Source organism: Polaromonas sp. CG_9.7 (genome assembly GCF_015752205.1).
In the GTDB taxonomy this organism is placed as follows: Bacteria; Pseudomonadota; Gammaproteobacteria; order Burkholderiales; family Burkholderiaceae_C; genus Polaromonas.
In genome coordinates this window covers 113,370-137,928 of sequence record NZ_JADOVG010000002.1, presented here as the reverse complement: position 1 = coordinate 137,928, position 24,559 = coordinate 113,370, and the positions used below count along the sequence as shown (strand labels likewise).

24 protein-coding genes are annotated in these 24,559 nt (G+C 61.5%); 12 read left to right on the top strand and 12 right to left on the bottom strand.

Features of this window, described 5'->3' with window-relative positions; genetic code table 11:
* Nucleotides 1–14 precede the first annotated feature (14 nt).
* Nucleotides 15–1,148: an aminopeptidase gene (locus IWX87_RS02655; RefSeq protein ID WP_196861971.1), complete on the top strand. Its 1,134-nt coding sequence runs from the start codon at nt 15–17 to the stop codon at nt 1,146–1,148.
* Here the strand turns inward: IWX87_RS02655 and IWX87_RS02650 are convergent.
* The 3 genes from IWX87_RS02650 to IWX87_RS02645 are packed head-to-tail and all read right to left on the bottom strand — an operon-like array spanning nt 1,138 to nt 4,340.
* Nucleotides 1,138–3,960 carry a PAS domain S-box protein gene (locus IWX87_RS02650; protein WP_231376514.1) on the bottom strand — a complete coding sequence of 941 codons (2,823 nt, stop codon included), beginning with the start codon at nt 3,958–3,960 and terminating at the stop codon, nt 1,138–1,140. The two genes, IWX87_RS02655 and IWX87_RS02650, sit on opposite strands and share 11 nt — an antisense overlap.
* Complete coding sequence (locus IWX87_RS19530; protein ID WP_231376512.1) at nt 3,957–4,097, bottom strand: hypothetical protein; 141 nt, start codon at nt 4,095–4,097, stop codon at nt 3,957–3,959. Before IWX87_RS19530 ends, IWX87_RS02650 begins: the two co-directional genes overlap by 4 nt.
* A 6-nt stretch (nt 4,098–4,103) precedes the next feature.
* Nucleotides 4,104–4,340, bottom strand: a complete 237-nt coding sequence (locus tag IWX87_RS02645) for a hypothetical protein (RefSeq protein ID WP_196861969.1) — start codon at nt 4,338–4,340, stop codon at nt 4,104–4,106.
* Nucleotides 4,341–4,725: 385 nt separating this feature from the next.
* Between IWX87_RS02645 and IWX87_RS02640 the strand changes: the two genes are divergently transcribed.
* Genes IWX87_RS02640 through IWX87_RS02615 form a run of 6 tightly spaced genes read left to right on the top strand, consistent with a single transcriptional unit; the run spans nt 4,726 to nt 9,610 of the window.
* Nucleotides 4,726–5,043 (top strand): polyhydroxyalkanoic acid system family protein, encoded by a 318-nt coding sequence (locus IWX87_RS02640; RefSeq protein WP_196861968.1) that lies wholly within the window; start codon nt 4,726–4,728, stop codon nt 5,041–5,043.
* A 15-nt stretch (nt 5,044–5,058) separates the two neighbouring features.
* Entirely contained in the window at nt 5,059–5,994 is a 936-nt protein-coding gene (locus tag IWX87_RS02635) for a LysR family transcriptional regulator (protein WP_196861967.1), read from the top strand.
* 33 nt (nt 5,995–6,027) lie between these two features.
* Nucleotides 6,028–7,263 carry a CaiB/BaiF CoA-transferase family protein gene (locus tag IWX87_RS02630; protein WP_196861966.1) on the top strand — a complete coding sequence of 412 codons (1,236 nt, stop codon included), beginning with the start codon at nt 6,028–6,030 and terminating at the stop codon, nt 7,261–7,263.
* A gap of 5 nt (nt 7,264–7,268) precedes the next feature.
* Entirely contained in the window at nt 7,269–8,216 is a 948-nt protein-coding gene (locus IWX87_RS02625) for a hydroxymethylglutaryl-CoA lyase (protein WP_196861965.1), read from the top strand.
* Nucleotides 8,213–8,605 carry a VOC family protein gene (locus IWX87_RS02620; RefSeq protein ID WP_196861964.1) on the top strand — a complete coding sequence of 131 codons (393 nt, stop codon included), beginning with the start codon at nt 8,213–8,215 and terminating at the stop codon, nt 8,603–8,605. Before IWX87_RS02625 ends, IWX87_RS02620 begins: the two co-directional genes overlap by 4 nt.
* A 30-nt stretch (nt 8,606–8,635) precedes the next feature.
* On the top strand, nt 8,636–9,610 hold the full coding sequence (locus tag IWX87_RS02615) for a tripartite tricarboxylate transporter substrate binding protein (RefSeq protein ID WP_196861963.1): 975 nt from the start codon (nt 8,636–8,638) through the stop codon (nt 9,608–9,610).
* Nucleotides 9,611–9,711: 101 nt separating this feature from the next.
* Here IWX87_RS02615 and IWX87_RS02610 read toward each other — a convergent pair whose 3' ends face one another.
* The 3 genes from IWX87_RS02610 to IWX87_RS02600 form a co-directional block, all read right to left on the bottom strand.
* Nucleotides 9,712–9,966 carry an acyl-CoA-binding protein gene (locus IWX87_RS02610; protein ID WP_196861962.1) on the bottom strand — a complete coding sequence of 85 codons (255 nt, stop codon included), beginning with the start codon at nt 9,964–9,966 and terminating at the stop codon, nt 9,712–9,714.
* 232 nt (nt 9,967–10,198) lie between these two features.
* Nucleotides 10,199–10,966 carry a type III pantothenate kinase gene (locus tag IWX87_RS02605; RefSeq protein ID WP_196861961.1) on the bottom strand — a complete coding sequence of 256 codons (768 nt, stop codon included), beginning with the start codon at nt 10,964–10,966 and terminating at the stop codon, nt 10,199–10,201.
* Between the two features lie 85 nt (nt 10,967–11,051).
* Nucleotides 11,052–11,720, bottom strand: a complete 669-nt coding sequence (locus tag IWX87_RS02600; protein WP_196861960.1) for a helix-turn-helix transcriptional regulator — start codon at nt 11,718–11,720, stop codon at nt 11,052–11,054.
* Between the two features lie 86 nt (nt 11,721–11,806).
* Between IWX87_RS02600 and IWX87_RS02595 the strand changes: the two genes are divergently transcribed.
* Complete coding sequence (locus tag IWX87_RS02595) at nt 11,807–13,093, top strand: HAMP domain-containing sensor histidine kinase (protein ID WP_196861959.1); 1,287 nt, start codon at nt 11,807–11,809, stop codon at nt 13,091–13,093.
* Nucleotides 13,094–13,140: 47 nt separating this feature from the next.
* Nucleotides 13,141–14,130: a response regulator gene (locus IWX87_RS02590; RefSeq protein WP_196861958.1), complete on the top strand. Its 990-nt coding sequence runs from the start codon at nt 13,141–13,143 to the stop codon at nt 14,128–14,130.
* A gap of 2 nt (nt 14,131–14,132) precedes the next feature.
* Here IWX87_RS02590 and cqsA read toward each other — a convergent pair whose 3' ends face one another.
* Complete coding sequence (gene cqsA / locus IWX87_RS02585; protein WP_196861957.1) at nt 14,133–15,371, bottom strand: alpha-hydroxyketone-type quorum-sensing autoinducer synthase; 1,239 nt, start codon at nt 15,369–15,371, stop codon at nt 14,133–14,135.
* 148 nt (nt 15,372–15,519) lie between these two features.
* A complete protein-coding gene (locus IWX87_RS02580; protein ID WP_196861956.1) occupies nt 15,520–15,960 on the bottom strand; it encodes a rhodanese-like domain-containing protein in 441 nt (146 codons plus the stop codon).
* A gap of 151 nt (nt 15,961–16,111) precedes the next feature.
* On the opposite strand from IWX87_RS02580, the gene IWX87_RS02575 reads away from it, so the two are divergent.
* A complete protein-coding gene (locus tag IWX87_RS02575; protein WP_196861955.1) occupies nt 16,112–17,038 on the top strand; it encodes a PPK2 family polyphosphate kinase in 927 nt (308 codons plus the stop codon).
* Between the two features lie 125 nt (nt 17,039–17,163).
* Here IWX87_RS02575 and IWX87_RS02570 read toward each other — a convergent pair whose 3' ends face one another.
* The 4 genes from IWX87_RS02570 to IWX87_RS02555 all read right to left on the bottom strand — a co-directional run bounded on the left by IWX87_RS02570 (nt 17,164) and on the right by IWX87_RS02555 (nt 21,967).
* Nucleotides 17,164–17,886, bottom strand: coding sequence for an ABC transporter ATP-binding protein (locus tag IWX87_RS02570; protein ID WP_196861954.1), 723 nt, complete (start codon nt 17,884–17,886; stop codon nt 17,164–17,166).
* 12 nt (nt 17,887–17,898) lie between these two features.
* Nucleotides 17,899–19,830, bottom strand: a complete 1,932-nt coding sequence (locus tag IWX87_RS02565) for an ATP-binding cassette domain-containing protein (protein ID WP_196861953.1) — start codon at nt 19,828–19,830, stop codon at nt 17,899–17,901.
* Between the two features lie 2 nt (nt 19,831–19,832).
* Nucleotides 19,833–20,708 carry a branched-chain amino acid ABC transporter permease gene (locus IWX87_RS02560; protein WP_196861952.1) on the bottom strand — a complete coding sequence of 292 codons (876 nt, stop codon included), beginning with the start codon at nt 20,706–20,708 and terminating at the stop codon, nt 19,833–19,835.
* A 113-nt stretch (nt 20,709–20,821) separates the two neighbouring features.
* Nucleotides 20,822–21,967 (bottom strand): ABC transporter substrate-binding protein, encoded by a 1,146-nt coding sequence (locus tag IWX87_RS02555; protein ID WP_231374571.1) that lies wholly within the window; start codon nt 21,965–21,967, stop codon nt 20,822–20,824.
* Nucleotides 21,968–22,389: 422 nt separating this feature from the next.
* Between IWX87_RS02555 and IWX87_RS02545 the strand changes: the two genes are divergently transcribed.
* Both IWX87_RS02545 and IWX87_RS02540 read left to right on the top strand, forming a co-directional pair.
* The gene (locus IWX87_RS02545; RefSeq protein ID WP_196861949.1) at nt 22,390–23,829 is read left to right on the top strand and encodes a cache domain-containing protein; all 1,440 of its coding nucleotides are present in this window, start codon (nt 22,390–22,392) and stop codon (nt 23,827–23,829) included.
* 13 nt (nt 23,830–23,842) lie between these two features.
* Complete coding sequence (locus IWX87_RS02540) at nt 23,843–24,526, top strand: response regulator transcription factor (RefSeq protein WP_196861948.1); 684 nt, start codon at nt 23,843–23,845, stop codon at nt 24,524–24,526.
* Nucleotides 24,527–24,559 lie beyond the last annotated feature (33 nt).

Here is a 24,559-nt window from a genome sequence, read left to right as displayed (position 1 = left end):
ACGGAAACCCCTGCATGGCCTGGACAGGACACAAGAAGCTGTTGGCGGCTGCCCTGGCAGGGGTCAGCCTGACAGGCTGCGCCAACCTGGGTTATTACTGGCAGTCGGTCAACGGCCACCTGACAATGCTCCATGCCGCCCGTCCCGTGAACGACTGGCTGGGTGACCAACAGACGCCAGCGCCGCTTAAAAACCGGCTGGCCCTGGCGCAGCGCATCCGCCGCTTCGCCGTGACCGATCTCGGGCTGCCCGACAACCCGAGCTACCAGCGTTATGCCGACCTGCACCGCAGCGCCGTCGTCTGGAACGTGGTGGCGGCGCCCGCGCTGTCGCTGACGCTCAAGACCTGGTGTTTTCCGGTGGCCGGCTGCGTCGGCTACCGGGGATATTTCAGCGAAGCCGAGGCCCGTGCCGAAGCAGACCGGCTGGCTGCCGAGGGACTGGAAACCAGCGTCTATGGCGTGCCGGCCTATTCCACGCTGGGCTGGATGAACTGGGCCGGCGGTGACCCGCTGCTGAGTACCTTCATCAACTACCCCGACGGTGAACTGGCGCGGCTGGTGTTCCATGAATTGGCGCACCAGGTGGTCTACGCGCCCGGCGACACCGGGTTCAACGAATCGTTTGCCACGGCTGTCGAGCGGCTGGGCGTGCAGCACTGGCTGGATACGCCGGCAGGCGGGGGAAGCGACGAAGCCCGCCAGGCGTACCAGCGCTTTGACGGTCGCCGCCGGCAGTTCCGTGCACTGACGGCAGCCACGCGCAGGGAATTGACCGCCATTTATGAATCAAATAAGGCTTCTGCGCAAGACCCACGGGCGCAACTAGCTCTTAAAACGATAGCACTGGCGCATTTCAGGGCCGACTATGCACAACTCCGCGCCTCGTGGGACGGTTATGCCGGTTACGACCCGTGGGTGGCGCGCGCCAATAACGCGTCCTTCGGCGCCCAGGCGGCGTATGACGAAGGAGTGCCCGCTTTCGAAGCCTTGTTTGAACATGAAGGCCGCGACTGGCAACGTTTCTATGGCGCCGTCAGGGATCTGGCCGCGCTGCCCCGGGCCGAACGTGATGCGCGTCTGAAGGCCTATCCCCTGCCCGCTTGGGCCAAGATGGCTGAACCCGGCAATCTGCTGCTCAGGCAGTGAGCGCCTGCAGCGGCAACGTGAAGTAAAACGTCGCCCCCAGCCCGGGCGTGGCTTCGGCCCACAGGCGGCCACCGTGGTGTTCGATGATGCGGCTGACGGTAGCCAGCCCGATGCCGGATCCAGGAAATTCCGGGGACGAATGCAGGCGCTCAAAAGGAAGGAACAGCTTTTCAGCATGCGCCATGTCAAATCCGGCGCCGTTGTCACGGACGAAGAACACCGGCTGACCGGCGGCGTCCAGTTGCTGCCCGACACTGATCCGGGCCTCGGCCTGCAGGACGCTGAATTTCCACGCATTGCCCAACAGGTTTTCCATGACCACCCTCAGCAACGGTTTGTCCGCTTGGGCCAGCAGTGCAGTTTCGACCTGGGTTATGACCACGCGCTCCGGCTGGCGCGCTTGCCACTCGTCCAGAATACGCTGCGCCATGGCGGACAGATCGACCTGCTGGTAGCTCAGGGGGGTTCGCGTCACCCGTGCCAACGACAGCAAATCCTCGATCAGGCTGCCCATTTGCGTCACACCTTGCTGGATACGGGTCAGGTAATGCTGGACCTTTTCATTGTTGTCACCCGTCAACTGCTTGGCCAGCAGCGAGCCGAAGCCTTTGATGGTGCTCAGCGGCGTGCGCAGATCATGCGACACCGAATAGGAAAAGGCTTCCAGTTCGTCGTTGGACCGGCGCAGGGTTTCCTCGATCTGCTTGAACTCGGTCACATCGGCATCGATGCCGACCCAGAAGGCGACCGCACCGTGTTCGTCAAGCACCGGGGAAACCCGGTAAGCCATGGTGTGAACGCTGCCGTCCTGGCACAGCCAGCGCCGGATGCCGGAAAAAGGCAGATGGCCGGCGTGGGCCAGCGTCCAGTTTTGCTTCAGGGTGGCAATGTCTTCAGGGTGCAGGACGGAGAGCCACTTTCCGCCTGTCCAGTCGTGCAGCGTGCCACCCATCAGGTCGAACCATGCATGGTTCATGTAGTTGACATGGCCATTCGGGTCGGTGGTCCAGATGATCTGCGGCGCCTGCTCTGCCAGGGCGCGGAACAGGGCCTCTTGGCGCGCCAGCGCGGCCGTGCGTTCGGCAACCTTTTTTTCCAGCCCGATGTTGAGCTGGCTGACTTCGTGCATCAGGCCGGCATTCTCTACGGCAATACACGACAACTGTGCCATTTCTGTCGCCACGTACTCGTCTTGCTGGGTGAAATCGCCCTCGTACTTTCCAGACAGCTGAAGAACGCCGATATGACGGCCATCACGGCCGGTCAGGGGAACAGCCAGCCAGCCGCCCATCATGCGGTTCCTGTCTGCAGGGCTGCCGACCTGGCACCAGCCGGGATGCGCCTGCACCTCGGCCTGTGTCAGCCGCACTGAACGGGTGCGGTTGGTGCCACGGTTGTAGATGCTGCTGCCCTGGGCCAGCGGCAACTCGCTGCGGTACGCTGAATAGTCGCCGGACAGCGACAGTGCATGCACCGCCTGGGTCCAGTTGCCGTCAACGGCAAGACTGACAGCGGCCTGGTGCGTGCCGATCACACCGCGTGCCTGGTCCGCCAGTTCCTGCACTATGCCGTCGATCGTCAGGTGCACGGTGATCGCCTGGGCGGCGTCGGCGGCTCGCTGCAGGGTGAACAACTGATCGCGCACTTTCGCTTCGGCCCTGACCCGGGCCGTGGTGTCCAGCGCCACCAAAAAACACGCCGGCTGGCCGCCAAACTGGATCGGCCGCGCCACCACATCAACGCAAAACTGCGAACCGTCCTTGCGCCGATGCCGGGACGACGCCTGGCGCTTCTGGACTGCTTCGGCTCCCTGCTGAGGCAGGCACATCAGCTCGGTACCACCTTGGATGTCTGACAGCGTCATCGCCATGAACTCGGCTTCGGAATAGCCATAGTCATCAATGGCCGCCTGGTTGACCTTCAAAAGCTGGCTGCCGCAGGGGTCGAACACCCACATCGGCAGCGGCGCAGAGGCAAACAGCGCGGCATAGCGCCTTTCGCTGTCCACCAGCGCCTCTTCAGCCCGCTTGCGCTCGGTCACGTTGCGCTGCACCGAAACCCAGTGTGTGAAATGGCCCTTGGCATCGGCCACGGGAACGATGTCAATTTCTACCCAGAAAACCTCTCCACTTTTGGTGTAATTGATCAGTTCGGCCCGGACCGGCTGCCACTTTCCGAGCGCAACGCCGATACGGTCCAGTTCGCTGCGTTGCGTCAATGGGCCCTGCAGCAGGCGCGGCGTCTTCCCTATCACTTCTTCGCGTCGGTAGCCGGTGTGGCGCTCAAACGCGGCATTCACAAAAACGATGCGCGGCCCTGGCTCACCCAGCGGTTCGGCGTCGGTGATGACCACCACATCGTTCAGGTGAGAAATACTGGTTTCAAGCAGTCTCAATTGCGTCTGCGAGGCATGCAATTCGGTAACGTCCCGGACAATTGCAGTGCGAAGCATACCTTCAGGCGTATCGACTTGCGAGATCGAGACCTCGATCGGAAACTCGTCGCCATTGGCCCTCAGCCCATACATGACCGTGCCCAGGCCGACCCCGTATCCGTACGCCGCGCCAGTGCCCGCGAACTGATCGGGTGAACCCACAGGGTTGTGACGAAAGTTTCCTGGAATCAACTTTTCAAGCGGCTGCTGCAGAACTTCCTGCCGGGGCCAGCCGAACATCTTTTCGGCCGACGGATTGAACAGGATGATTTCGTGCTGCGCATTCACCGTGATGATGGCGTCCATGGCCGACTCCAGCACACCCGCCAGCAGCGACGCAGTGATGGCAGGCGCCATCGCAATGGAGGCCTGCGTCATGCCGGCTGGTGCGTTTGCTCCGTCGATGGGCCGTTGTCTTGAACCGGGCTGGAGGGCGTGATCTGGCCCGTGGTTTGCGTGGTCAGCCTGATGGAAAAACCCATCTGCGCCATCGCGGCGCACACCTTGTTCGCCAATCCAGTTCATTGCAGCCCCTTTTTCGGGGTGTTCACAAAGAAGGAAAAGGCTTTGCGCTGCATGTCGGGGCAATGAACCCTGTTGTGCGGCAGCCCCGCAGGTTCCCCCTTGGTGAATTTTCTGGTTTTTACAAAACAAGAGGCGACACAACTGGCGCGGACCTTGCTATTGACACCAGAAACGACAGCTTCAGCGTCCTTCAGAAAATCTGCGGCGGAAGTAGCAGACAGATTTGTGTACATGGGTGAATTTTTTTGTTGGGAGCTCAAGGTATTTCTTCCGGAAAAGAAATCCGGAAGTTGTTTACCTGCATTTGTCTGTTTGGAAATATCCAATATTCAAGAAACAAATGTTATTTTTGTAACTTATCAGCCAACCCATTACCAAGTCTGTTCGGTATCGAACAAACTTACCAAATTATCCACAAAAATGCCAATTGACACATCTGGTTATTGCCAACACCTTGCGCATTGAAGTACTTATTTTTTTCATATTCAAGATTTCACACAAACTTGGTTGCCACTGAAATCAGTGTCAGCGTGGCAACGGTTTTAAGATGTCGTCCACGGCTTGCCGCTTGCGCAATAACGAGCGGCAAGCGCCGAACATCAATATTCCGGAAAACCCATGGCTGACATTCACATTGATCGCACGCACAACCTGGGCCTGCATGCAGCACGCCAGATTGCTTCCCAATGGGCCGAAAAGGCCAAAGTGGAATTTGGCATGCAATGCACCTACGAAGAAGGAGCGAGCAGCGACCTGCTCAGTTTCAACCGCTCCGGCGTCCACGGCACGCTGAGCGTGACGGAAAACAGTTTTGAACTGGCGGCAAAGCTGGGGTTTTTGCTGAGGGCCTTCAAGGAAAAGATAGAAGCCGAAATTGTCAAAAATCTCGATGCACTGATTGCCAAAAAAGCAGGACTCCGCAAAAAAGCAGCTTGATCACCAAAGACCGCCATGCGCTACAACCTTGCCCGGTTTGACCTGGTGTCAATCCGCCTGGCGGTGGACTGCGCCCAGACCGGCAGCCTGACGGCGGCAGCGCGAGGCGCGCACCTGGCGTTGGGTGCGGCCAGCCGGCGCATTCGGGAACTTGAAGTGGCACTGGGCGACACGCTGTTTGACCGCCATGCGCGCGGCCTGCAGCCGACGGCCGCCGGGCGCGTCTTTGTCAAGCACGGCTTGAGGCTGCTGCAGACCATGGACCAGCTCGGCGCCGAACTCGCCGATCTGCGCCGGGGCACAGCGCGCCACATCCACCTGTGCGCCAGCAGCGCGGCCATCAGCCAGTTTTTGCCACCTTTGCTGGCGCAATACGGCCAGTTGCACCCGCAAGTGCAGATCGACGTGGAAGAGCAGGTGTCCGACGCCGTGGCCGCCGCGCTGCGTGAACAGCGCACCGACGTTGCGGTGTTTGTCGAGGGACCAGACACTGCCGGGCTGGACACGCGGCTGTTTCGCCAGGACGAGTTGGTGCTGGTGCTGCCCGCCGGGCACCGGCTGGCCGGCACCCAGACACCGCTGGCCTTTGCCGACGCGCTGGACGAGGAATGGATCAGCCTGACCGCCGGCGCGGCAATGCTGCAGCAGCAGCAGCAGTCGGCGCTGGCCGCGCACCGGCCATTCAAGCTGCGCATGCAGGTGCGCAGTTTCGATGCCGTGTGCCACATGGTGGCGTCAGGCCTGGGCATTGCCATCCTGCCAAAAGCGGCCTGCCTGCCCATCGTCAAGGCCATGAACATCAGCTGGCGTCCGCTGGCCGAACCGTGGGCGCAGCGCCGCCTGCTGGTGGCCTGTGCAAAGGGCCAGCTTGACGCAGGCATCTTGTCGCTGGTGGATTTCCTGGCTGGGCCTTCGCAAAATGCGAACGCCTGCACGTCAAAGCAGGAATAGACAGCGCACGGCGGCAGCGGCACACTCGCCGCCATGCCTACCCAAGACTGCTCAACCCCCTCTCCCGTGCCGGGTCCGCTGGCCGGGCTGAAGGTGCTGGAACTTGGCCAGCTGATTGCCGGCCCGTTCGCCGCCAAGACACTGGCCGACTTTGGCGCCGACATCATCAAGATCGAAACGCCCGGCACCGGCGACCCATTGCGCAAATGGCGGCTGTTGAAGGACGGCATCTCGGTGTGGTGGCAGGTGCAGTCGCGCAACAAACGCTCGGTGGCGCTGGACCTCAAGCAACCGGCGGCGCAGGACATCGTGCGCCGGCTGGCCAGTGAATCAGACGTGCTGATCGAGAACTTCCGCCCCGGCGCAATGGAAGGCTGGGGACTGGGGCCGGACGCGCTGCTGAAACTCAATCCACGCTTGATCATGCTGCGCATCAGCGGCTATGGCCAGACCGGCCCCTACCGCGACAAGCCCGGATTCGGCGTGGTGGCCGAGGCCATGGGCGGCCTGCGCCACCTGACCGCCGAACCCGGCCGCGTGCCGGTGCGCGTCGGCGTCAGCATCGGCGACACGCTGGCCGCGCTGCACGGCGTGATCGGCATCTTGCTGGCGCTGCAGGAGCGCCAGCGCTCGGGCCAGGGCCAGGTGATCGACGTGGCGCTGTATGAGGCGGTGTTCAACTGCATGGAAAGCCTGCTGCCCGAATACAGCGCGTTCGGCGCGGTGCGCGGCGCGGCCGGCAGCGCCTTGCCCGGCATCGCGCCAAGCAACGCTTATCGCTGCAAGGACGGCGGCTATGCCTTGATTGCAGGCAATGGCGATAGTATTTTTAAACGGCTGATGAACACCATCGGCCGCGATGACCTCTGCACGGACCCGTCGCTGGCCGACAACGCAGGCCGCGTGGCCCAGGTGGAAAAAATCGACGACGCCATCGGCCAGTGGACTGCCGAGCGCACGGTGGGCGAGGTGCTGGCGGCACTGGACGCCGTCGCCGTGCCGGCAGGCCGCATCTACACCGTGGCCGACATCGCCGCCGACCCGCATTACCAGGCGCGCGGCATGCTGAACGAAGTGCGCATGGACGACGGCAGCCTGCTGGCCGTGCCGGGCATCGTGCCCAAACTGTCGCGCACGCCGGGCAGCCACCGCCGCAACGCGCCGCAGATCGGCCAGGACACCGACGCCGTGCTGCGCGAGATGGGCCTGTCGCCCGACCAGATCAAGGCCCTGAAAGACCAGGGCATCGTTGCAGGAGCAAGCCAGTGAACCCGATGACCCCCGTCAAACGCATTTTTTTCAATGAAGTCGTCACGCGCGACGGCTTCCAGAACGAGCCCCGCTTCATTGCCACCGACGACAAGGTGGCGCTGGTCGATGCGCTCGGCGAATGCGGCTACGCCAAAATCGAGGTGACCTCGTTCACCTCGCCAAAGGCGATTCCGATGCTGCGCGATGCCGAGGAAGTCATGGGCCGCATCCACCGCACGCCCGGCGTCGAATACACCGTGCTGGTGCCGAATCTGCGCGGTGCCGAACGCGCGCTGGCGTCGCGCGCCGACGAACTGAATCTGGTGATGTCGGTGTCCGAGACGCACAACCTGGCGAATTTGCGCATGCCGCGCGACAAAAGCCTTGCGGCGCTGTCAGAGGTGATTCGCGATGTCGATGGCGCCACGCCCATCAATGTGTCACTGTCTTGCGGCTTCGGCTGCCCGATGGAAGGCGACGTGCCGCAGCGCGAGCTGCTGCGCTGGGCCGAGCGCTTTGCCGGCTTGGGCGTGCGCGGCTTGAGCATTTGCGACACCACCGGCATGGCGCATCCGGCACAGGTCAGCCGCATGGCCGAGGCGCTGCAACAGCATTTTCCGGCCTTGCAGCTGACCCTGCATTTTCACAACACGCGCGGCATGGGGCTGGCCAATGTGCTGGCCGCCGTGCAAGGCGGCATCACACGCCTGGACGGCTCGCTGGGCGGCCTGGGCGGCTGCCCGTATGCGCCCGGCGCCAGCGGCAACGTGACCAGCGAGGACGCGGTTCACATGCTCGACGCCATGGGCTACGACACCGGCATCAACCTGCCCAAACTGCTGGCCGTGGCGCGCCTGATGCCACAGATCGTCGGCCACGACGTGCCCGGCCAGGTGGCCAAGGCCGGCCGCATCACCGACCTGCATCCGGCGCCAGCCAATGTGGCCGAGCTGCGGGCGCAATTTGCATGATCAGCCACCTTGACCACCTGGTGCTGACCACCACCGACGAAGCGGCCTGCGTGGACTTCTACACCCGCGTGCTGGGCATGGCGCTTGAAACCTTTGTCGGCGGAACGCCGCCGGTGGTGCGCAAGGCGTTCAAATTCGGCGCGCAAAAAATCAATCTGCATGTCAAGGGCTGCGAGTTTGAACCCAAGGCCCATCTGCCGGTGCCCGGTTCGCTGGACCTGTGCTTTCTGGCGAGTATTCCGCTGGCAGACGTGATCGCCCGGCTGGCGCAGGCGCGCTGGCCGGTGATCGAAGGCCCGGTGATGCGGACCGGCGCGACGCAAAAAATCCGCTCGGTGTATGTGCGCGACCCGGACCTGAACCTGATCGAGATTTCCGAGCCCGCCTGAGCGCATTCCCACCATTAACAGGAGACAGACATGACCCTTATTTCCCGCAGAACCCTCGTCACCGCCGCCGGCCTCGGCGCGGCCGCCTGGCTCAACCCGGTGCGTGCGCAGCTCGCCGGCAAGACGCTGACACTGGTGGTTCCCACGGCGGCCGGCGGCACCACCGACATTTCCGCGCGCATGCTGGCCGAGCCGCTGGGCAAGATCCTGCAGACGTCGGTGGTGGTGGACAACCGGGGCGGCGGCAACGGCAATATTGCCGGCCAGCTGGTGGCGCGCGGGCCGGCCGATGGCACCAGCCTGCTGGTGCAGTATTCGGGCTACCAGTGCATCACGCCGCTGATCCAGCCGGTCGCGGGCTTTGACCCGGCCACCAGCCTGAAGCCGCTCGGCCACCTGATTGATGCGCCGCAGCTGCTGGTGGTGCGCGCCGATTTTCCGGCCGACACGTTTGCCGAGTTCCTGGCATACGTCAAGGCCAACCCGGCCAAGGTCAACTACGCGTCCAGCGGCAACGGCTCGCTGCAGCATGTCACCACCGAGCTGCTGAAGGACCTGACCAAGACCTTCATGGTGCACATTCCCTACCGGGGCACCGGCCCGGCGCTGAACGATCTGCTGGCCGGCACGGTGGACTTCACCATCACCACGCCGCCACCGCTGCTGCCGCACATCCGCGCGGGAAAGCTCAAAGCGCTGATGGTGACCGGCCGCACGCGCCTGGCGGCCCTGCCCAATGTGCCAACCGCTACCGAAGCCGGCGTGCCGCTGGTCGCCACCTCGTGGTTCGCGGTCTATGGCCCGAACAGCTTGAGCGCCGACCTGCAGGGCCGGCTGTCGCTGGCCATCCGGCAGGTGGTGGAATCGGAAAATTTCAGGAAACGCGCCGAAGACCAGGGCGCCAAGGCCATCGCCATGGACGGCCCGGAACTGGCCGTGCTTGGCGCCAGCGAACGCAACATGTGGAGCCGCGTGATAAAGCTGGCCAACATCAAGGCCGACTGAAGCCGCCAGGCGCACAAAAAAACATCAAATCGATAGCAGGATTCTCCCGTCCCGCTTGCGCAAAAGACCTTTTCTATTGATAAATGACGGTGCCAGCCGGATCAGCCGAGTTCCTTGATCTGGTCGATGTACTGCTGCATTGCCGCGTCTTGCGAAGTGCCCTTGAGCTTGCTCCAGGCGTCCCATTTGGCGCGCGCCACCATGTCGCTGAAGCCGGGCTTTTTCTCCAGGTTGTCGCCCGTGCTGCCTTGCTTGTAGAACGCATAGAGTTTCAGCAGCGTGGCGTTGTCGGGCCGCTCGCTGAGATTTTTGGAATCCAGCATGGCTTGGTCGAAAGCCGCTTTCAAGTCTGACATGGGAAATGCTCCGTTGGTTTTTTGCAGTCAGTTTCCAAAGGGAAGGCTTTGGGTAACTGCCGGTTATCTTAGCGACAAGTTCCACGAAAAAATGGCAGATGGTGACTGACGCTGGCGTGACATGAGGCGTGAAGGCGGGTGGCTCCAGCACAGGTCTTTTACACATTGATCATGCGTAAAAAACCTTCCTGCGCTTTATCCACGGGCAAAAATAGCTATTAATTCGATAGCATCAGGCTTTGAAGCGCCGTGAAGCAATTTCCAGCAGGCCGTCAAAGATCAGGTTTTCGACCAGCTCGAAATTGATGGTCATGCTCGGCGCCATTTTCCAGCCGGCACCGCCGGTCATGATGCATTCGGGCGCTTCGCCGCAGTGGCGCGTGACGTTGTCCACCATGCGCTGGACCGCGCCGGCAATCGCAAAGGTGCCGCCGCTGGTCAGCGCGTCGCTGGTGTTGGTCGGAAAATCCCGCACCTCGCCGGTCGGCACATGCAAGCCTGCCGTGCCCGATTCGAGCGCGCGCAGCATGATGCCGTGGCCTGGCAGGATGATGCCGCCCAAAAACTTGCCCGACGCGTCGATGGCTTCGACGGTGACGGCGGTGCCCACCATCACCACCAGGCAGGGCTTGCGAATGCCGCGCGCCAGCAGCCGGTGGTGTGCGCCGATCATGGCCACCCAGCGGTCGGAGCCGAGCCGCGCCGGATGGTCGTAGCCATTACTCAAGCCGGCTTCCTGCGGGCTGGAAATCACCCAGCGCGGCAGCACGTCCCAGATTTCCATCTGTTCGGTCAGGCGCCGCTTGACGGCGTCGCCCGCCACCACGCAGCCCAGGATGGCCGAAGGCTCGGCCAGCCCCTGCCAGTCTTCCTCAGCCAGGCGGTCAATGTTTTCAAGGAACACCGCGCCATGGGCCAGCAGCTTGGCGCCCACCACCGGGGCGTCGTAGTGGGACCATTTCAGGCGGGTGTTACCCACATCAAGCGCTAGGAAAGTCATGGGGCTGAATTATGAACAGGTTTATTCTGCGGCCAGCGCCTCATCAATGAAGTTTTCCCGTCACGGGGTGCCCTGCCGCGCCCGTTCAGATCAGGCCGAACCAGCAGGCGCGCTGCACTGCTGCCAGCTTGTTCTCGACTTTGAGCTTGCCCATGGCGTTGGCCAGGTGAAAGTTGACGGTGCGCTCGCTGCACCTCAGCACCTCGCCGGTCTTGCGCGCCGTCATGCCTTGGAACGCCAGCTCCAGGCACTCCAGTTCGCGCGGGCTCAGGGGGTTTCGTGCCTGGGCCAGCGCCCGCTTGAGCAGCGGCCAGATGTTCAGTGCCGACCAGACCAGCTGCGACGGCTCGCTGCGGTCAGCCCACTGGCGCGCGCTCAACAGGTAGCATTCAAACGCGCGGCCCATGGTCAGTGGAAAAGCGATACGCACAACGCTTTGAAAGCCATGCGCCAGCCACAACCTGCGCCAGTGGCCCATGTCCCCGAAGGCAGAGCGGGAAATATCCTGCCAGGCGACCAACGGGGCATCGGAGTCCCGCCACAGCGCGCCGAAGTCCTGGCTGGCCGCCAGCGCATGCGCCGCTTCAAGCAGACGCGGCGGATGCAAGGCCAGCACCAGCCGGCGCTCCTCTGCGGCGAATGGGTCGGGACCCAATACCACCAGCGCCTCGACCGAAAACTCGCGCAGGCACGACAGCCAGTCGCTCATGATGCCGTCCAGACAGATATTGTCAAAATTAGCCGGTGGTTGCATGGGTGGTCAAGGGAAAGAACAGAGACAATGATTCAATAGGCCAGAAAATTTTATGGGCTGACACACAGGCTCTGGTTGTACGCCAGATGAAAAAAATTCACCGCACCTCACAATTTTTACAGCGTTCGCCAAGTCGCTGGACACTGCTGCCGCTAGAGCCGCTGGAGCCGATTTTGCATGCGTCGCCGTGGCGCATTCGGCTGCTGGGACTGGCATCGGTGCTGGGTCAGCCGCTGTTCGGCTGGATCTGGTCCCGGTGGCTGGTGCAACCCTACGAAAACCTGTGGCTGCGCGGTTTGATGAGCCTGCTGGCCGCCACACTGCTGTTGCCTGGGTTGACCCAGGATTTTTCCAGGCCCGCCACGCGGTGGCTGGTCACTGTGGTGATGTGGATCGAAATTCCGCTTTTTTTCAGCTGGATGTACTTTTGCAACGCTGGCAGCGCCGCCTGGCTGGCAACCACATGCATCATCATTGTGTGCTACTACCAACTGACCGACTGGCGCATTGCCACGGCAGGCATCGTCAGCGGCGCCTTGCTGTCATGGGCGCTGTTTGCAGGGTTGATGCCAAACGGTCTTCAGGCCAACCCCGTCGATATGGTGGTCATCGCCTTCAGCTGGATCTGCGCGCTGCTGCTCGGCCTGTCGTCGGCCAACCTGCGGCGTGACCAGCTGGCCCACATGCTGGCCACCATGGGCATCATGGCGCATGAGCTGCGAACGCCGCTGTCCACGGCATCGCTGATCGGGGATGCGCTGCAGATGGAAATCCGGCGTGAGCAAGCGCACCCGCGTGCGGCCAAGCTCGAGCAGCTGGGCCAGCGCCTGCAGGCATTGGTGCGTGCCATGAACCACCAGATCGACACCCAGATCGCCAACGCCAAGCTGCTGCAGCTGCCGCATTACAGCGAAGTGGTCGGCGCCGCCAGCCTGGTCACTGAAACCCTGGCGGCCTATCCCTACACCTCCAACCGGCAGCGCGAGTGCGTCACGGTGGTCATCACCCATGACTTCAACTTTCATGGCCCCCGTGCCCAGTTTTCCCAGGTGCTGATGAACCTGATGAAAAACGCCCTGCACTCGCTGGCCGCCGCCGATTCGTCTTACGCGGCCGGAGCACTGTGCATCACGGTCGACTGTGGGCCTGACGGCGGCAGCATTGCCGTGGCCGATGACGGCGTCGGTGTGGATCCGGCCTTGCTGCCGCATATTTTCAAGCCTTTTTTCTCCAGCAACCGCAGCATCGGGCATGGCCTGGGCCTGGCTTTTTGCCAGCAGGTGCTGCGCAGCGCAGGGGGTAGCATCCAGGTGAAGTCAGGTCATGCCACAGGCGCTGTCTTTACGCTGAACCTGCCGCTTGCACCTGCCTGAACGCTGACTTTGCCTGCATTTCAATTTTCTTGATAAAGCCCAGCACTATGTCCTTCCCCCTTTACCGCCGTCCCGGCGGTGTTATTTTTCTCGACGATGACCCGGATTACCTGGAAATGCTGGGTGAGGTCATGCCTGCCGACTGGCCCGTGCAATTGTTCCTGCGGCCCGTTGCCTGTATCGACCTGTTGAAGCAAGACAACGCGCAGCGTGAAAATGACGCCTGGCTCCAGCAGGAAATCATTCACCGCTGGCGCGAAGGCGCCCTGCTGATCCCGCAGATCCTGGGCTACTGGCAGGGCGACGGGGCTGCGCGCTTCGGGCTGGTGCAGGTTGCCGTGGTGGACTACGCCATGCCGGCCATGAGCGGCCTGCGCGTGCTGGGCGAATTGCAGGACTGGCCCGGCTCGCGCATCCTGCTCACCGGCCGCGCTGACGAGCAGTTGGCGGTTTCGGCATTCAACCGGGGGCTGATCAACCAGTTCATCCCGAAACAGACGCCCGACCTGCGCGCCAGCTTGACGCGCGCCGTGGAGGAACTGCGCCACCAGCCCGACCAGCGCCATCAGCAGATCTGGTGCGCCACGCTGTCGCCCAGCCAGCTTGCGCTGCTGGCCGACCCGGTCATTTTCCAGGCGCTGCAAGACCTCACGAAGCAGCAGGGCTGGACCGAACATGTCGTCATCGGCGCGCCGCTCGGCATGCTGGCGCTCAATGCCCAAGGCCAGGCCAGCTGGCTGCAGCTGGAGCCGGCGAGCAACCTGGGCGAACTGGCCGAGATGGCGCTGTCCCAGGGATGGGACGCACGCGTCGTCCAGGACATTCGCAGCGGCAGCAAGCTGATCGACCTGGAATTGAAGCTGGCGCTGGGCGCCGGCCATCAGCCTGGGCCTTGCGAAGCATTCGTGTTGAACGGCGAAGCCGGCCGACTTCACGCCGCCATCTTTGCCCTTGGCGAGGCATTCAGCCCGGGTTTGGGCACCAGCTACACGCGGTTTTTGGACCACCATGGTGAAAGAAACCTGCCGCAAGATTAGCCTCACACCTGTTCGGTGCGTGCGCGCCGGGCAATCGGCCAGTCCCAGGGCTTGAGCACCGGCAGCAGCGTACGCGCCGTGTGCTCGATGCGGTCCATCTCGGCAGGGGTAAGGCCGGCGTTGAGCGTCAGCCGCACCATGGCGCGGTTGCGGCTCGTGGCGGGAGCACAAAAGATCGCGCCGAAAATCTGGTGCGCTTCCAACTCGTCGCGCAGCTCCATGGTGGCTGGCTCGGTGCCGGTTTCCAGCGCAATGATCTGCTGGCTGCCCTGGTAGATCGGATAGCCCATGTCCAGCAGGCTGGCGCGCAGCCGGCGCGTGTTGGCATGCAGCCGCACCCGCTCGGCGTCACAGCCCCGAACCACTTCCAGCGTTGCCGCCAGTCCGGCAATCTCGTGCGGCAGCAGGCAGGAGCTGAAGATGTTCGGGTAGCTGTTGTGCAGCACGTAGTAGCGCATGGCGGCAGGAATCGTGAAAAAGCCGGCACGGCCGGCAAACGCCTTGGCCAGGCTGGCGGTGATGAAATGCACGCGGTCTGTCAAGCCCAGTTCGGCACACAGGCCAGCGCCTTGCGGACCGTGGGTGCCCAGCGAATGCGACTCATCGACCATGAGGGTGCAGCCATGCTGCTCAACCACCTCGACCATGCGGACCAGCGGGCACAGCGCGCCGGTGGTGCTGTACACCGAATCGACCACCACCACACCGGGGCCATGGCGCTCAATCATGCGTGACAGGTGCTCCGGGTCGTTGTGCCGGAATGCATGGGCTGGCGCACGTGCGGCGCGCGCGCCTTCCCAAAGCGAGGTATGCGCCAGGCTGTCAAGGTAGACCGGCGTCTGCTCGTCGGCAATTGCCTGCAACAGTCCGACATTGGCCGAATAGCCCGACTGGCAGATAAAACCGTCTTCCTTGCCGACCCAGGCGGCCAGTGACGCTTCAAGCGTCCGGCACGGATGGGCGTCGAGCAAAAAGACGCCCGACTGGATCACGGATTCGTTGCTGTGTTGCAGGCTGCCAATCTGCGCCCGGACGATGTCCGGATGGCCGGCAATGCCCAGGTAGTCGTTGCCATCCAGCCGGATCGAATTGGGTCCGGGGTTGCTGCCATGCAGGATGGGTTTGCCGCCCCAGTGGCTTTGCCAGTGGGCCATGAACTTCTGTTCAAAGCGTTCCTGCAACCGTGGCAAAAGGGGCGGGTTGCGGTGAGCGACAGGGGTGGTGCGATCGAGTACTTGCATAAGACTGTTCCTTTGTTGAAAACAGACTTATTGAAAACTTTCTCACAAATAGTCACGCCATAACCCCTGCTACATCTGACAGGTCGTATGACTCGTACCCGCTTAAAAAATGCTTGCAATGTGTCGCTGAAAAATTTCCGTCCGAGCGTTACTTTTGCATCCACGGCAGGCCGCGCATTCGCCATCCGCCCTGCTTGCCACGCTGCGCCTGCTCGTCGGCGTCGCCTTCAAAACCTTCCAGAATGTTGTAAGCCTCCAGCCCCAGTTCAGTGGCGCGGCGGGCAGCGTCCACCGAGCGAACCCCGCTTCGGCACAGGAAAACGACCTTGGTGCCCGCAGGAACCGCCGCCTTCAAGGCCGCGTCAAAACCGGCGTTCAGCGCCATGCCCGGCCACAGTTTCCAGGACAACGGCACGGCACCCGGAACAAAACCCACCCATTCACGTTCGGCATCGGTTCGCACATCGACCAGCACAGCCTGGCCTGCTTGCTGCCATTGCCAGGCCAACGCTGGCGCGATATCACCGGCATAACCAGTCGCCGCCTGCACGCTGATGTCTGCAGCAGTGCCTGTTGAATCGGTTTCCATCAAAACTCCTGTCATGTTGAAGCCGGGGGCCGGTCCATTCCCGCGACGCGGACGGCGCGGCCTCTGGCATGAAAATAAGTGTATTCGTTCAAGCTGCAAGAACATTGGCGCGCAGAATGAGCGGCAATCCCCTCATTTTCTGGAGGTCCTGATGAACTCGAAAACGGCTGATGCCCCCTACGGAAAAAATGGACTTGATGTTCCAGCCAGCAAGGACGAACGCAAGGCGCTTGCCGAAAAACTGCTGCTCTGGCAAGTCCCGCAGGCCGACGAAACCGACAAAGACAAAAATAAAAAAGCCAAGCGCTGCAATCTGGCCGATTTCGACCCGGGTGCCAAACCTTTTTCATCCGATGACAAGTCACGCGACAAGGAAACGGTGGATGCACTGGCACTTGAACTGGACGGGCTGCAAAACCTGTTTTATGCCGACCGGCGCTTCAAGCTGCTGGTCATCCTTCAAGGCACCGACACCTCGGGAAAGGACGGCACACTGCGCGGCGTGTTCAGCCGCATGAGCCCGCTGGGCGTGCACACGGCAGCCTGGAAAGCGCCCAGCGAAGACGAGCGAGCCCGCGACTACCTGTGGCGCATCCACCAGAAGGTGCCGGCCGCCGGCGACATCATGATCTTCAACCGCAGCCACTACGAAGACGTGCTGGTGCCGCCGGTCGAGGGCTGGATCACGCCTTCGCAAACTGCCCAGCGCTACCAGCAGATCAACGACTTCGAGCGCATGCTCACGGAAAACGGCACGGTGGTCCTGAAGTTCATGCTGCACATCAGTTTTAAGGAACAAGGCGCGCGGCTGCAGGAACGGATTGACGACATCACGAAACACTGGAAGTTTGCCATGGGCGATCTGGAGGCGCGCAAAGAGTGGAAGGCCTACCAGCAGGCGTATGAAGACCTGCTCAATGCCACCAGCACGACGTGGGCGCCGTGGATGGTGGTACCGGCCGATTCAAAGACCCACCGCAACCTGATGATCGCCCTGCGCGTTCGCCAGGCGCTGGAACAAGTTGACCTGCGCTACCCGCCCGAAGACCCGGCGCTCAAGGGCCTCAAGGTGGATTAAGAAACAAGCAGCGGCTTGCGCCAACCAAGGCGCTCTCACAACGTATTTCTTAAGCGTTTCAGGCCTTTTCCGCAATACCCACATGCATCAGCAGCTATTGTTTCAATAGCAGACAGCATCTGGCATCAATGCCCGCCGCCCAGGTAGGCGGCTTTCACTGCCGGATCGTCGCGCAATTTGGACGCCTCGCCATGCACCGAGATGCGGCCGTTTTCCAGTACATAGCCGTAGTCGGCCACCTTCAGCGCGGCGGCGGCAAACTGCTCGACCAGCAGCATGGTGACGCCGCGCGACTTCAGGTCGGCAATGATGCGGAACACCTCTTCGACCAGGATCGGTGCCAGGCCCATCGACGGCTCGTCGAGCAGCACGATCTCGGGGTTCAGCATCACGGCGCGCGCCATGGCCAGCATCTGCTGCTCGCCACCCGACAGCGTTCCGGCCAACTGGGTACGCCGCTCTTTCAGGCGCGGGAACATGTCCATCGCGCGTTCCAGGTCCCCCGCCACATCGCCTTTGGGGCGGCTGCCGGTCAGGCGCGGAAACGCGCCAAGGATCAGGTTGTCGGTCACGCTCATGGTGGCAAACACGCGCCGGCCCTCGGGTGAATGCGCCAGCCCCTGCTTGGCGATGGCGTAGGACTCCAGGCCATCAATGCGCTTGCCGTGCAGGTTGATCTCGCCGGCGGTCGGCTGGATCATGCCCGAGATGGCGCGCATGGTGGTGGTCTTGCCAGCGCCATTGGAGCCGATCAGCGTGACCACCTTGCCTTTGGGCACTTCCATCGAAATTCCGTGCAGGACCTGCACCTTGCCGTAGCCGGCTTCCAGATTCTTGATACTCAACATGGTGTTGTTTCCTTATGCCGCCGTGCCGCCGAGGTAGGCCTCGATGACCTTTTCATCTGCCTGCACATCGGCAGGCTTGCCTTCGGCAATTTTCTGGCCGAAGTCGAGCACCGAAACGGTGTCGCACAGGCCCATCACCACGTCCATGTGGTGCTCGATCAGGATCACGGTGATGCCGTGGTCACGGATCTTGCGGATGATGGTGATCAGCTCCTTGATGTCGGGCGCGGTCAGTCCGGCGGCCGGCTCGTCGAGCAGCAACAGTTGCGGGTCCAACGCCAGCGCACGGGCGATTTCCAGCAGACGCTGCTTGCCGTAGGGCAGGTTGCGAGCTTCCTCGGTCGCCAGATCAGCCAGGCCGACGAAGCGCAGCAACCCCATGCCGCGCTGGATAGCCGAGGTTTCCTCGCGCTTGTAGCGTGGGGTATGCAGCGCCACATCGACGATGTTGCTGTCAAACGTGTGGTGCAGGCCAACCTGAACGTTTTGCAGCGCGGTCATTTCACCGAACAGCTGCACGTTCTGGAAGGTGCGCGCAATACCCGACAGCGCGATGTCGGAAGAGGTGCGCCCGACCACCGAGCGGCCGGCAAAGTTGATGCTGCCAGCGGTTGGCACATAAATGCCGGTCAGCACATTCATCATGGTGCTCTTGCCCGAGCCGTTCGGGCCGATCAGGCCGTGAATGGTGCCGCGCTGGATGCGCAAATCCACCTGGTTGATGGCCTTGAGGCCGCCGAACTGCATCAGCACGCCCTTGGCGATCAACAAGTCGCCACCCTTTTCGACAGCGCTGGCGGCAACCGAAATGGCGTCCTTGCCGGTGTCTGCTCCCGCCTTGTCCAAGTCATCGGACACCGGCTTGCGGACATGGAACAGGGCACGCACAAAGCCGACGATACCGTTTTGCAGGTAATACACGACAAACAGAATCATCAGGCCGAAAATGCTCAGCCGCCAGTCGGTGATCGACTGCAGCCAGAAGGCAAAACCGGCCAGCGCAATGGTGCCCACCACCGGAATCGCCATGGCCTTGGGCGTGGTGATCTTCCGGATCACGCCCACCACTGCGCCGATGGTGATCAGCGTAGCCAGCGCCGTCGCGACGATGCGAAACAGTTCCAGGTCATCAAGCAGCTTGGGAAGAATCACAATGATGGCCGCGCCCAGCAAGGCGCCCGAACGGGTCTTGCGCCCGCCCATGATGACCGCCAGCAGGAACAGCACCGTCAGCTCGAAGTTGTAGGTATTGGGCGAGATGTACTGCTCTGAATACGCATACAGGCAACCAGCCAGGCCGGCAAATCCGGCGCTGATGACAAATGCATAGACCTTGTAGCGGTAAACCGACACGCCCATGCAGTCAGACGCCACCGGACTGCCGCGCAGTGCCTCGAAAGCGCGGCCGAGCTGCGACTTCAGAATGCGGTCGACCACGACCAGCGACAGCACCATCAGGCCGAAGGTCAGCCAGTAAAAACCATGCTCGGTCAGTTTTTCGCCAAATATCGAGGGTTTGGGAATGGTGATACCCAGGGGTCCTTCGGTCAGGAAGGTCATCTCGTTAATCAGTATCTGGATGATGGTGCCAAAGGCCAGCGTCACCATTGCCAGGTAGGGCCCTGTCACCCGAAGCGCGGGCAGCGCCAGCAGCGCGCCAAAGGCCGACGTGACCGCAATGCTGGCGGGAATGATGACCCACAGCGGTGCGCCGAGTTTCATGAACAGCACGCCGGCGGTGTACGAGCCAACGCCGAACAGGCCGGCATGGCCCAGCGACACCTGGCCGGTGTAGCCCACCACGATGTCCAGGCCATACAGCAAGATGGCGTAGATCATGATCGTGCCGACCATGTGGACGTAGTACGAATTGCTGGTCATCAGCGGCACGGCCGCCAGCAAGGCCAGCCCGAGAATGGCAGCTGTTAGTGTCTTGCGGTTCATCTTCAAACTTTCTTGATCGCGTTTTTGCCAAACAGGCCGGCCGGCTTGAACGCCAGCACCAGCAGCAGCAGCACCAGGCCCGGAACGTCCTTGTAACCAGTGGAGAGGTAAAAGCCGGTGGTGGTTTCGGCGACGCCCAGGATTATGCCGCCGACGATGATGCCCATGCCGCTGGTCAGCCCGCCGATGATGGCGACAGCGAAGGCCTTGAGGCCGAGCACCGACCCCATGGTCGCGCCGGTCAGCGTCAGCGGCGCAATCAGCGCGCCGGCAAATGCGGCAGTCGCCGACGACAGTGCATATGAAAAGGTGATCACCAGCCCGGTGTTGATGCCCATCAGCTTGGCCGCGTCGCGGTCGTTGAAGGTGGCGACCACCGCCTTGCCATAAATTGTCTTGCGGTTGAAGAACTCGACCGCCAGCATCATCAGCACAGCGCCGACCACCACCAGGATTTCCATCGGCAGCACGTTGGCGCCCAGCACCTTGATCGGCGCTTCGGGCAAGGGAGATGGAAATTTCAGGTCGTCGCGGCCCCAGATGTTTTCGGCGACGTTCTTGAAAATGATGCCGAGCGCAATGGTGGACATGATCCAGCCGAACTCGCTCTTGATCTTGATCGCCGGGCGCACGCCGATGCGCTCGACCAAACTGCCCTGCAACAACCCGAAAACAATCACCAGCGGCAGCATCAGCCAGTAATTCACACCCATGGTAACCAGCGTCAACCCGACCATCGCGCCCAGCATGAGCGCATCGCCCTGGCCGAAGTTCAGGGTGTCGGAGGTCTGGAACGTGAGCTGGTAGCCGAAGGCAATGACTGCATAGATCATGCCCAGCGCGACACCGCTGTAAATGAGTTGGAGCAGGATTTCCATATATTCAATTCCGCAAAAAAATCGGTGTGGTCAGGCCACGCACCGTGGCAGCTGACAATAAAAAAGCACCGCGTCACTTGGCGCGGTGCTTAGGCTTCAGCAGTCTTTGAGACTTACTTTTTGACGCGTATTTCAGATGCCTTTTTCTGATCGTCAGGATAGGCATACACCACGCGCTGGCCCTTGACCTCGCCAAACACCGGAATGTTGGCTGTGATGGCTTCGTGGTCCTTGGCCGTGAACGGCTTGTTGTAGGTGGTGATCACGCCTTCAACCGGCGTCTTCAGGTCTTCCAGCGCTGCCTTGATCTTGGGGCCGTCGGTCGAATTGGCCTGCTTGATGGCGGCGGCCAGCAGGTAAATGGAGTCGTAGCCCTGCGCTGCCGACACCGGTGAGTCGATGCGCTGGTTCTTGGGGTTGAAGGTTTTCAGGTAATTAATGATGAATGACTGACGCTTTGGGGTGGTTGGCTCCTGGATGAAGGTTTGCGGCATGCGCGCGCCCTCGCCGCCGGGGCCGGCATTGTCGATGTAGTTGGCCATCGACAGCGTCCAGCTGCCGACCATCGGTACTTTCCAGCCGAGCTTGGTCATGCCATTGGCGATCTGCGCCAGTTCGGGGCCGATACCATAGGTCAGGATGGCTTCGGCGCCGGCTTCCTTGGCCTTGAGCAACTGGGCCGTCATGTCCACATCCTTGATGTTGAACTTCTCGATGGCTACCGGGGTGATGCCTTTGGCCTTGAGAGCGGTCTCCAGGTCGGCGCGGCCGAGCTGTCCATAATTGGTGGAGTCGGCCAGAATGGCGACCTTTTTAAAGCCGCGCCGTGTGACGGCCTCTTCCACGATCATCGGCGCCTGAATGTTGTCATGCGCCGCGTTGCGAAAAATGTAGTTTTCAGGCTGATCCTTGAACTGCTGCGTGATCAGGCTGCCGGTGGCCACATTGTTCATGACCGGAATTTTGGCTTCCTGGAAAAAACGTTGTGATGCCAACGCCACGCCGGTGTTGATGTAGCCCACGGTGGCCGCAACCTTTTCCTTATTGATCAGCTCCTGCGCAATTTGCACACCGCGCTCGTTTTTCGCTTCGTCATCGCGCTCGACGACCTGCAGCTGACGACCGATCACGCCGCCAGACTTGTTGATTTCATCGACCGCGAGCCGGACACCGTCACGCATGCTCACGCCCATGGACGACGAACCGCCGGTGAAAGGACCTGTCACACCGATCTTGATCGGATCTGCGGCCATGGCCATGCCGGTAAAACTCAGGATAGCTGTCGCAACCGCCAATTTGGCAAAACTCAGGCTCATGGGTGTCTCCATCAAAGGTAGAAAATACTAATAAAAAAACAAACAAATAAAGCCAGTGCGTTGCCGGCCAGTGCCCACGGCACTTGACAGCGCTGCGCTATCGATGGCGTGCCGGGTGGCGGCCAATACCAGCTTGCGCTGTTGGACGGATTATTAAATTTTTTACTCCGTCGCAAAGGTCTGTTTTCCCCTACGCATTACTACTTAAAATACGCCAGCGCTGTGGCTATGGCCTGACGGCGGGCTGGTTGCTGCGGCCTTCACGCAGTTGCGCCTGGCCATGACGGCCAACGCCGGACAAAGTCAGGGCTTGTGGATTTAGCCGCTGCGGTGCGCAGGCAGTGGCGTATTTTGTGGACACTTGCATGCAGCTTCGGCTCAAGATATTTTTGCTGTCGATCGTGCCCATGAGCATTGCTCTGGGCTCGGTGATCCTGACGGTGCACAACCAGACGGTCAAGCTGGCAAAGCAGGAACGCGATCTGGTTGAATCGACCTATCTGGCCAGCCGCGAGGCCGAGCTGCGCGCCAATGTCAAGCTGGCCCAAAGTGCGATAGCGCCGCTGCTGAAGGACGCTGCCAACCCTCTAAGCCAGGCAGAGGCGATCGCCATCCTGAGCCGGCTGGAGTATGGAAAAGACGGTTACTTCTTTGTCTATGACATGAATGGCAAGAACGTGATGCATCCGCGCCAACCCGAACTGGTGGGCCAGAACTTGTGGAGCATGAAGGATCCTTTCGGCGACTTCCCGATTCAAAAGCTGCTCGAATCAACCCGCAATGGCGGCGGCATCGTGCGCTATTACTGGGAAAAACCATCATCGAAGCAGGTGGCCTTCAAGCTCGGCTACGTGGAGCCGGTGCAATCCTGGGACTGGATGCTGGGTACCGGCCTTTACCTTGACGACATCGAGCAGGCCTTGCAAGGCATAGACGCGCAGGCACAGGCCAACATCCGTGAAACCGAAATCCGCATGTACGCAATTGCTGTTATTTCCATCATCTTGATGGGTATGGCCGGACTGGCGCTCAATATCAGCGACAACAAGGAATCGGGGGCCAAGCTGCGCTACCTGGCGCAGCGGGTGGTGCAATCGCAGGAAGAAGAACGCTTGCGGGTGGCCAGAGAATTGCACGACGGCATTGTCCAGGTACTGGTGTCGTCAAAATTTTTCCTGGAAACCGCGCAGCTTCAGCTGGAAAACCGGCTGACGGCGGCAAACCAGGCAAGCGAAGACATCGATGTCAGCAATGTGGCGCGGTCCGGGGCAGCAGCGAAAGGCACGCTGGCCGATCTGCAGATCATGGGACCGCTCAAACGTGGCCTGGAGCGGCTAAGCGAGGCACTTCTCGAAGTACGCCGCATCTCCCACGGCCTGCGCCCCGCACTGCTCGACGACTTCGGGTTGGGCCCGGCTATCGAGGTGCTGGCCAACGAAGTGCAGGAGCAATGCAGCATGAAGATCGTGTTTTCAACCCACGGCAAGCCGTGCGCCATACCAATGAACCAAAGCACCTCGCTGTTTCGTATTTCGCAGGAAGCCCTCACCAATGCCAAGCTGCATTCGGGCGCTGCCAATGTGCGCGTCAAGCTGGTCTACCATCGCCACCAGATCAGCCTGTCGATCAAGGATGACGGCAAGGGATTCAATCTGCGGGAGATACAAACCGACCAGCGCAGCGGCATAGGCCTGCGCAACATGCGCGAACGCATGGAAGGCCTGGGCGGCGCGCTGAAAATCTATGCCGATGACGATGGCACCGAAGTCCAGGCGTGGCTGGACACGGCAAGCGCTGATCGATAAACAGCAAGGTACTATGACGAACAAAATCCGCCTCATTCTGGTCGATGACCACCCTTTTGTGCGCGACGGTGTGCGCATGCGGCTGGAGGCCACGGACGATATCCGGGTGGTCGGTGAAGCCGGCAGCGTTGATGAGGCCATGGAGCTGGCTGCCGAGCTGGGCGAGGACGATGCGCCGCACATCGTACTCACCGACATCAGCATGCGCGGCGCCAGTGGCATTGAGCTGGCGGCGCTGTTTCAACTGCATTTTCCTGGCATCGATGTGCTGGTGCTGTCGATGCACAACAGCGTCGAGTACGTCAAACGCGCCGTGGAGTCCGGTGCAAAAGGCTACGTGCTCAAGGACGCCCCTGCCCTGGAACTGGTCAATGCGATTCGCGCGGTGCATGCGGGTGAAACCTTTTTCAGCCCTGAACTTCAGCATTACCTGGAAGGCTTTCCAGTCCCCAGCGGCGCCGGCAGCCCCCTGACGCCCAAGGAGTCGGCTACGCTGGCATGGCTGGCCTGCGGCTACTCCAACAAGCAAATTGCCCGGGAGCTCGGCATGTCGGTGCGCACGGTGGAAACCCATCGGCTCAACTTGCGCCGCAAGCTGCGCATCACCGGCCAGGCCGAACTGGTGAAATATGCAATAGACCACATGCTGCCGCTGAAAAAGCTTCAGGCAGACCAGACCCTGCAGGAGCAAGCTTGAAGATGCGCACCAAGAGCCTAAAAGGATTTGCAT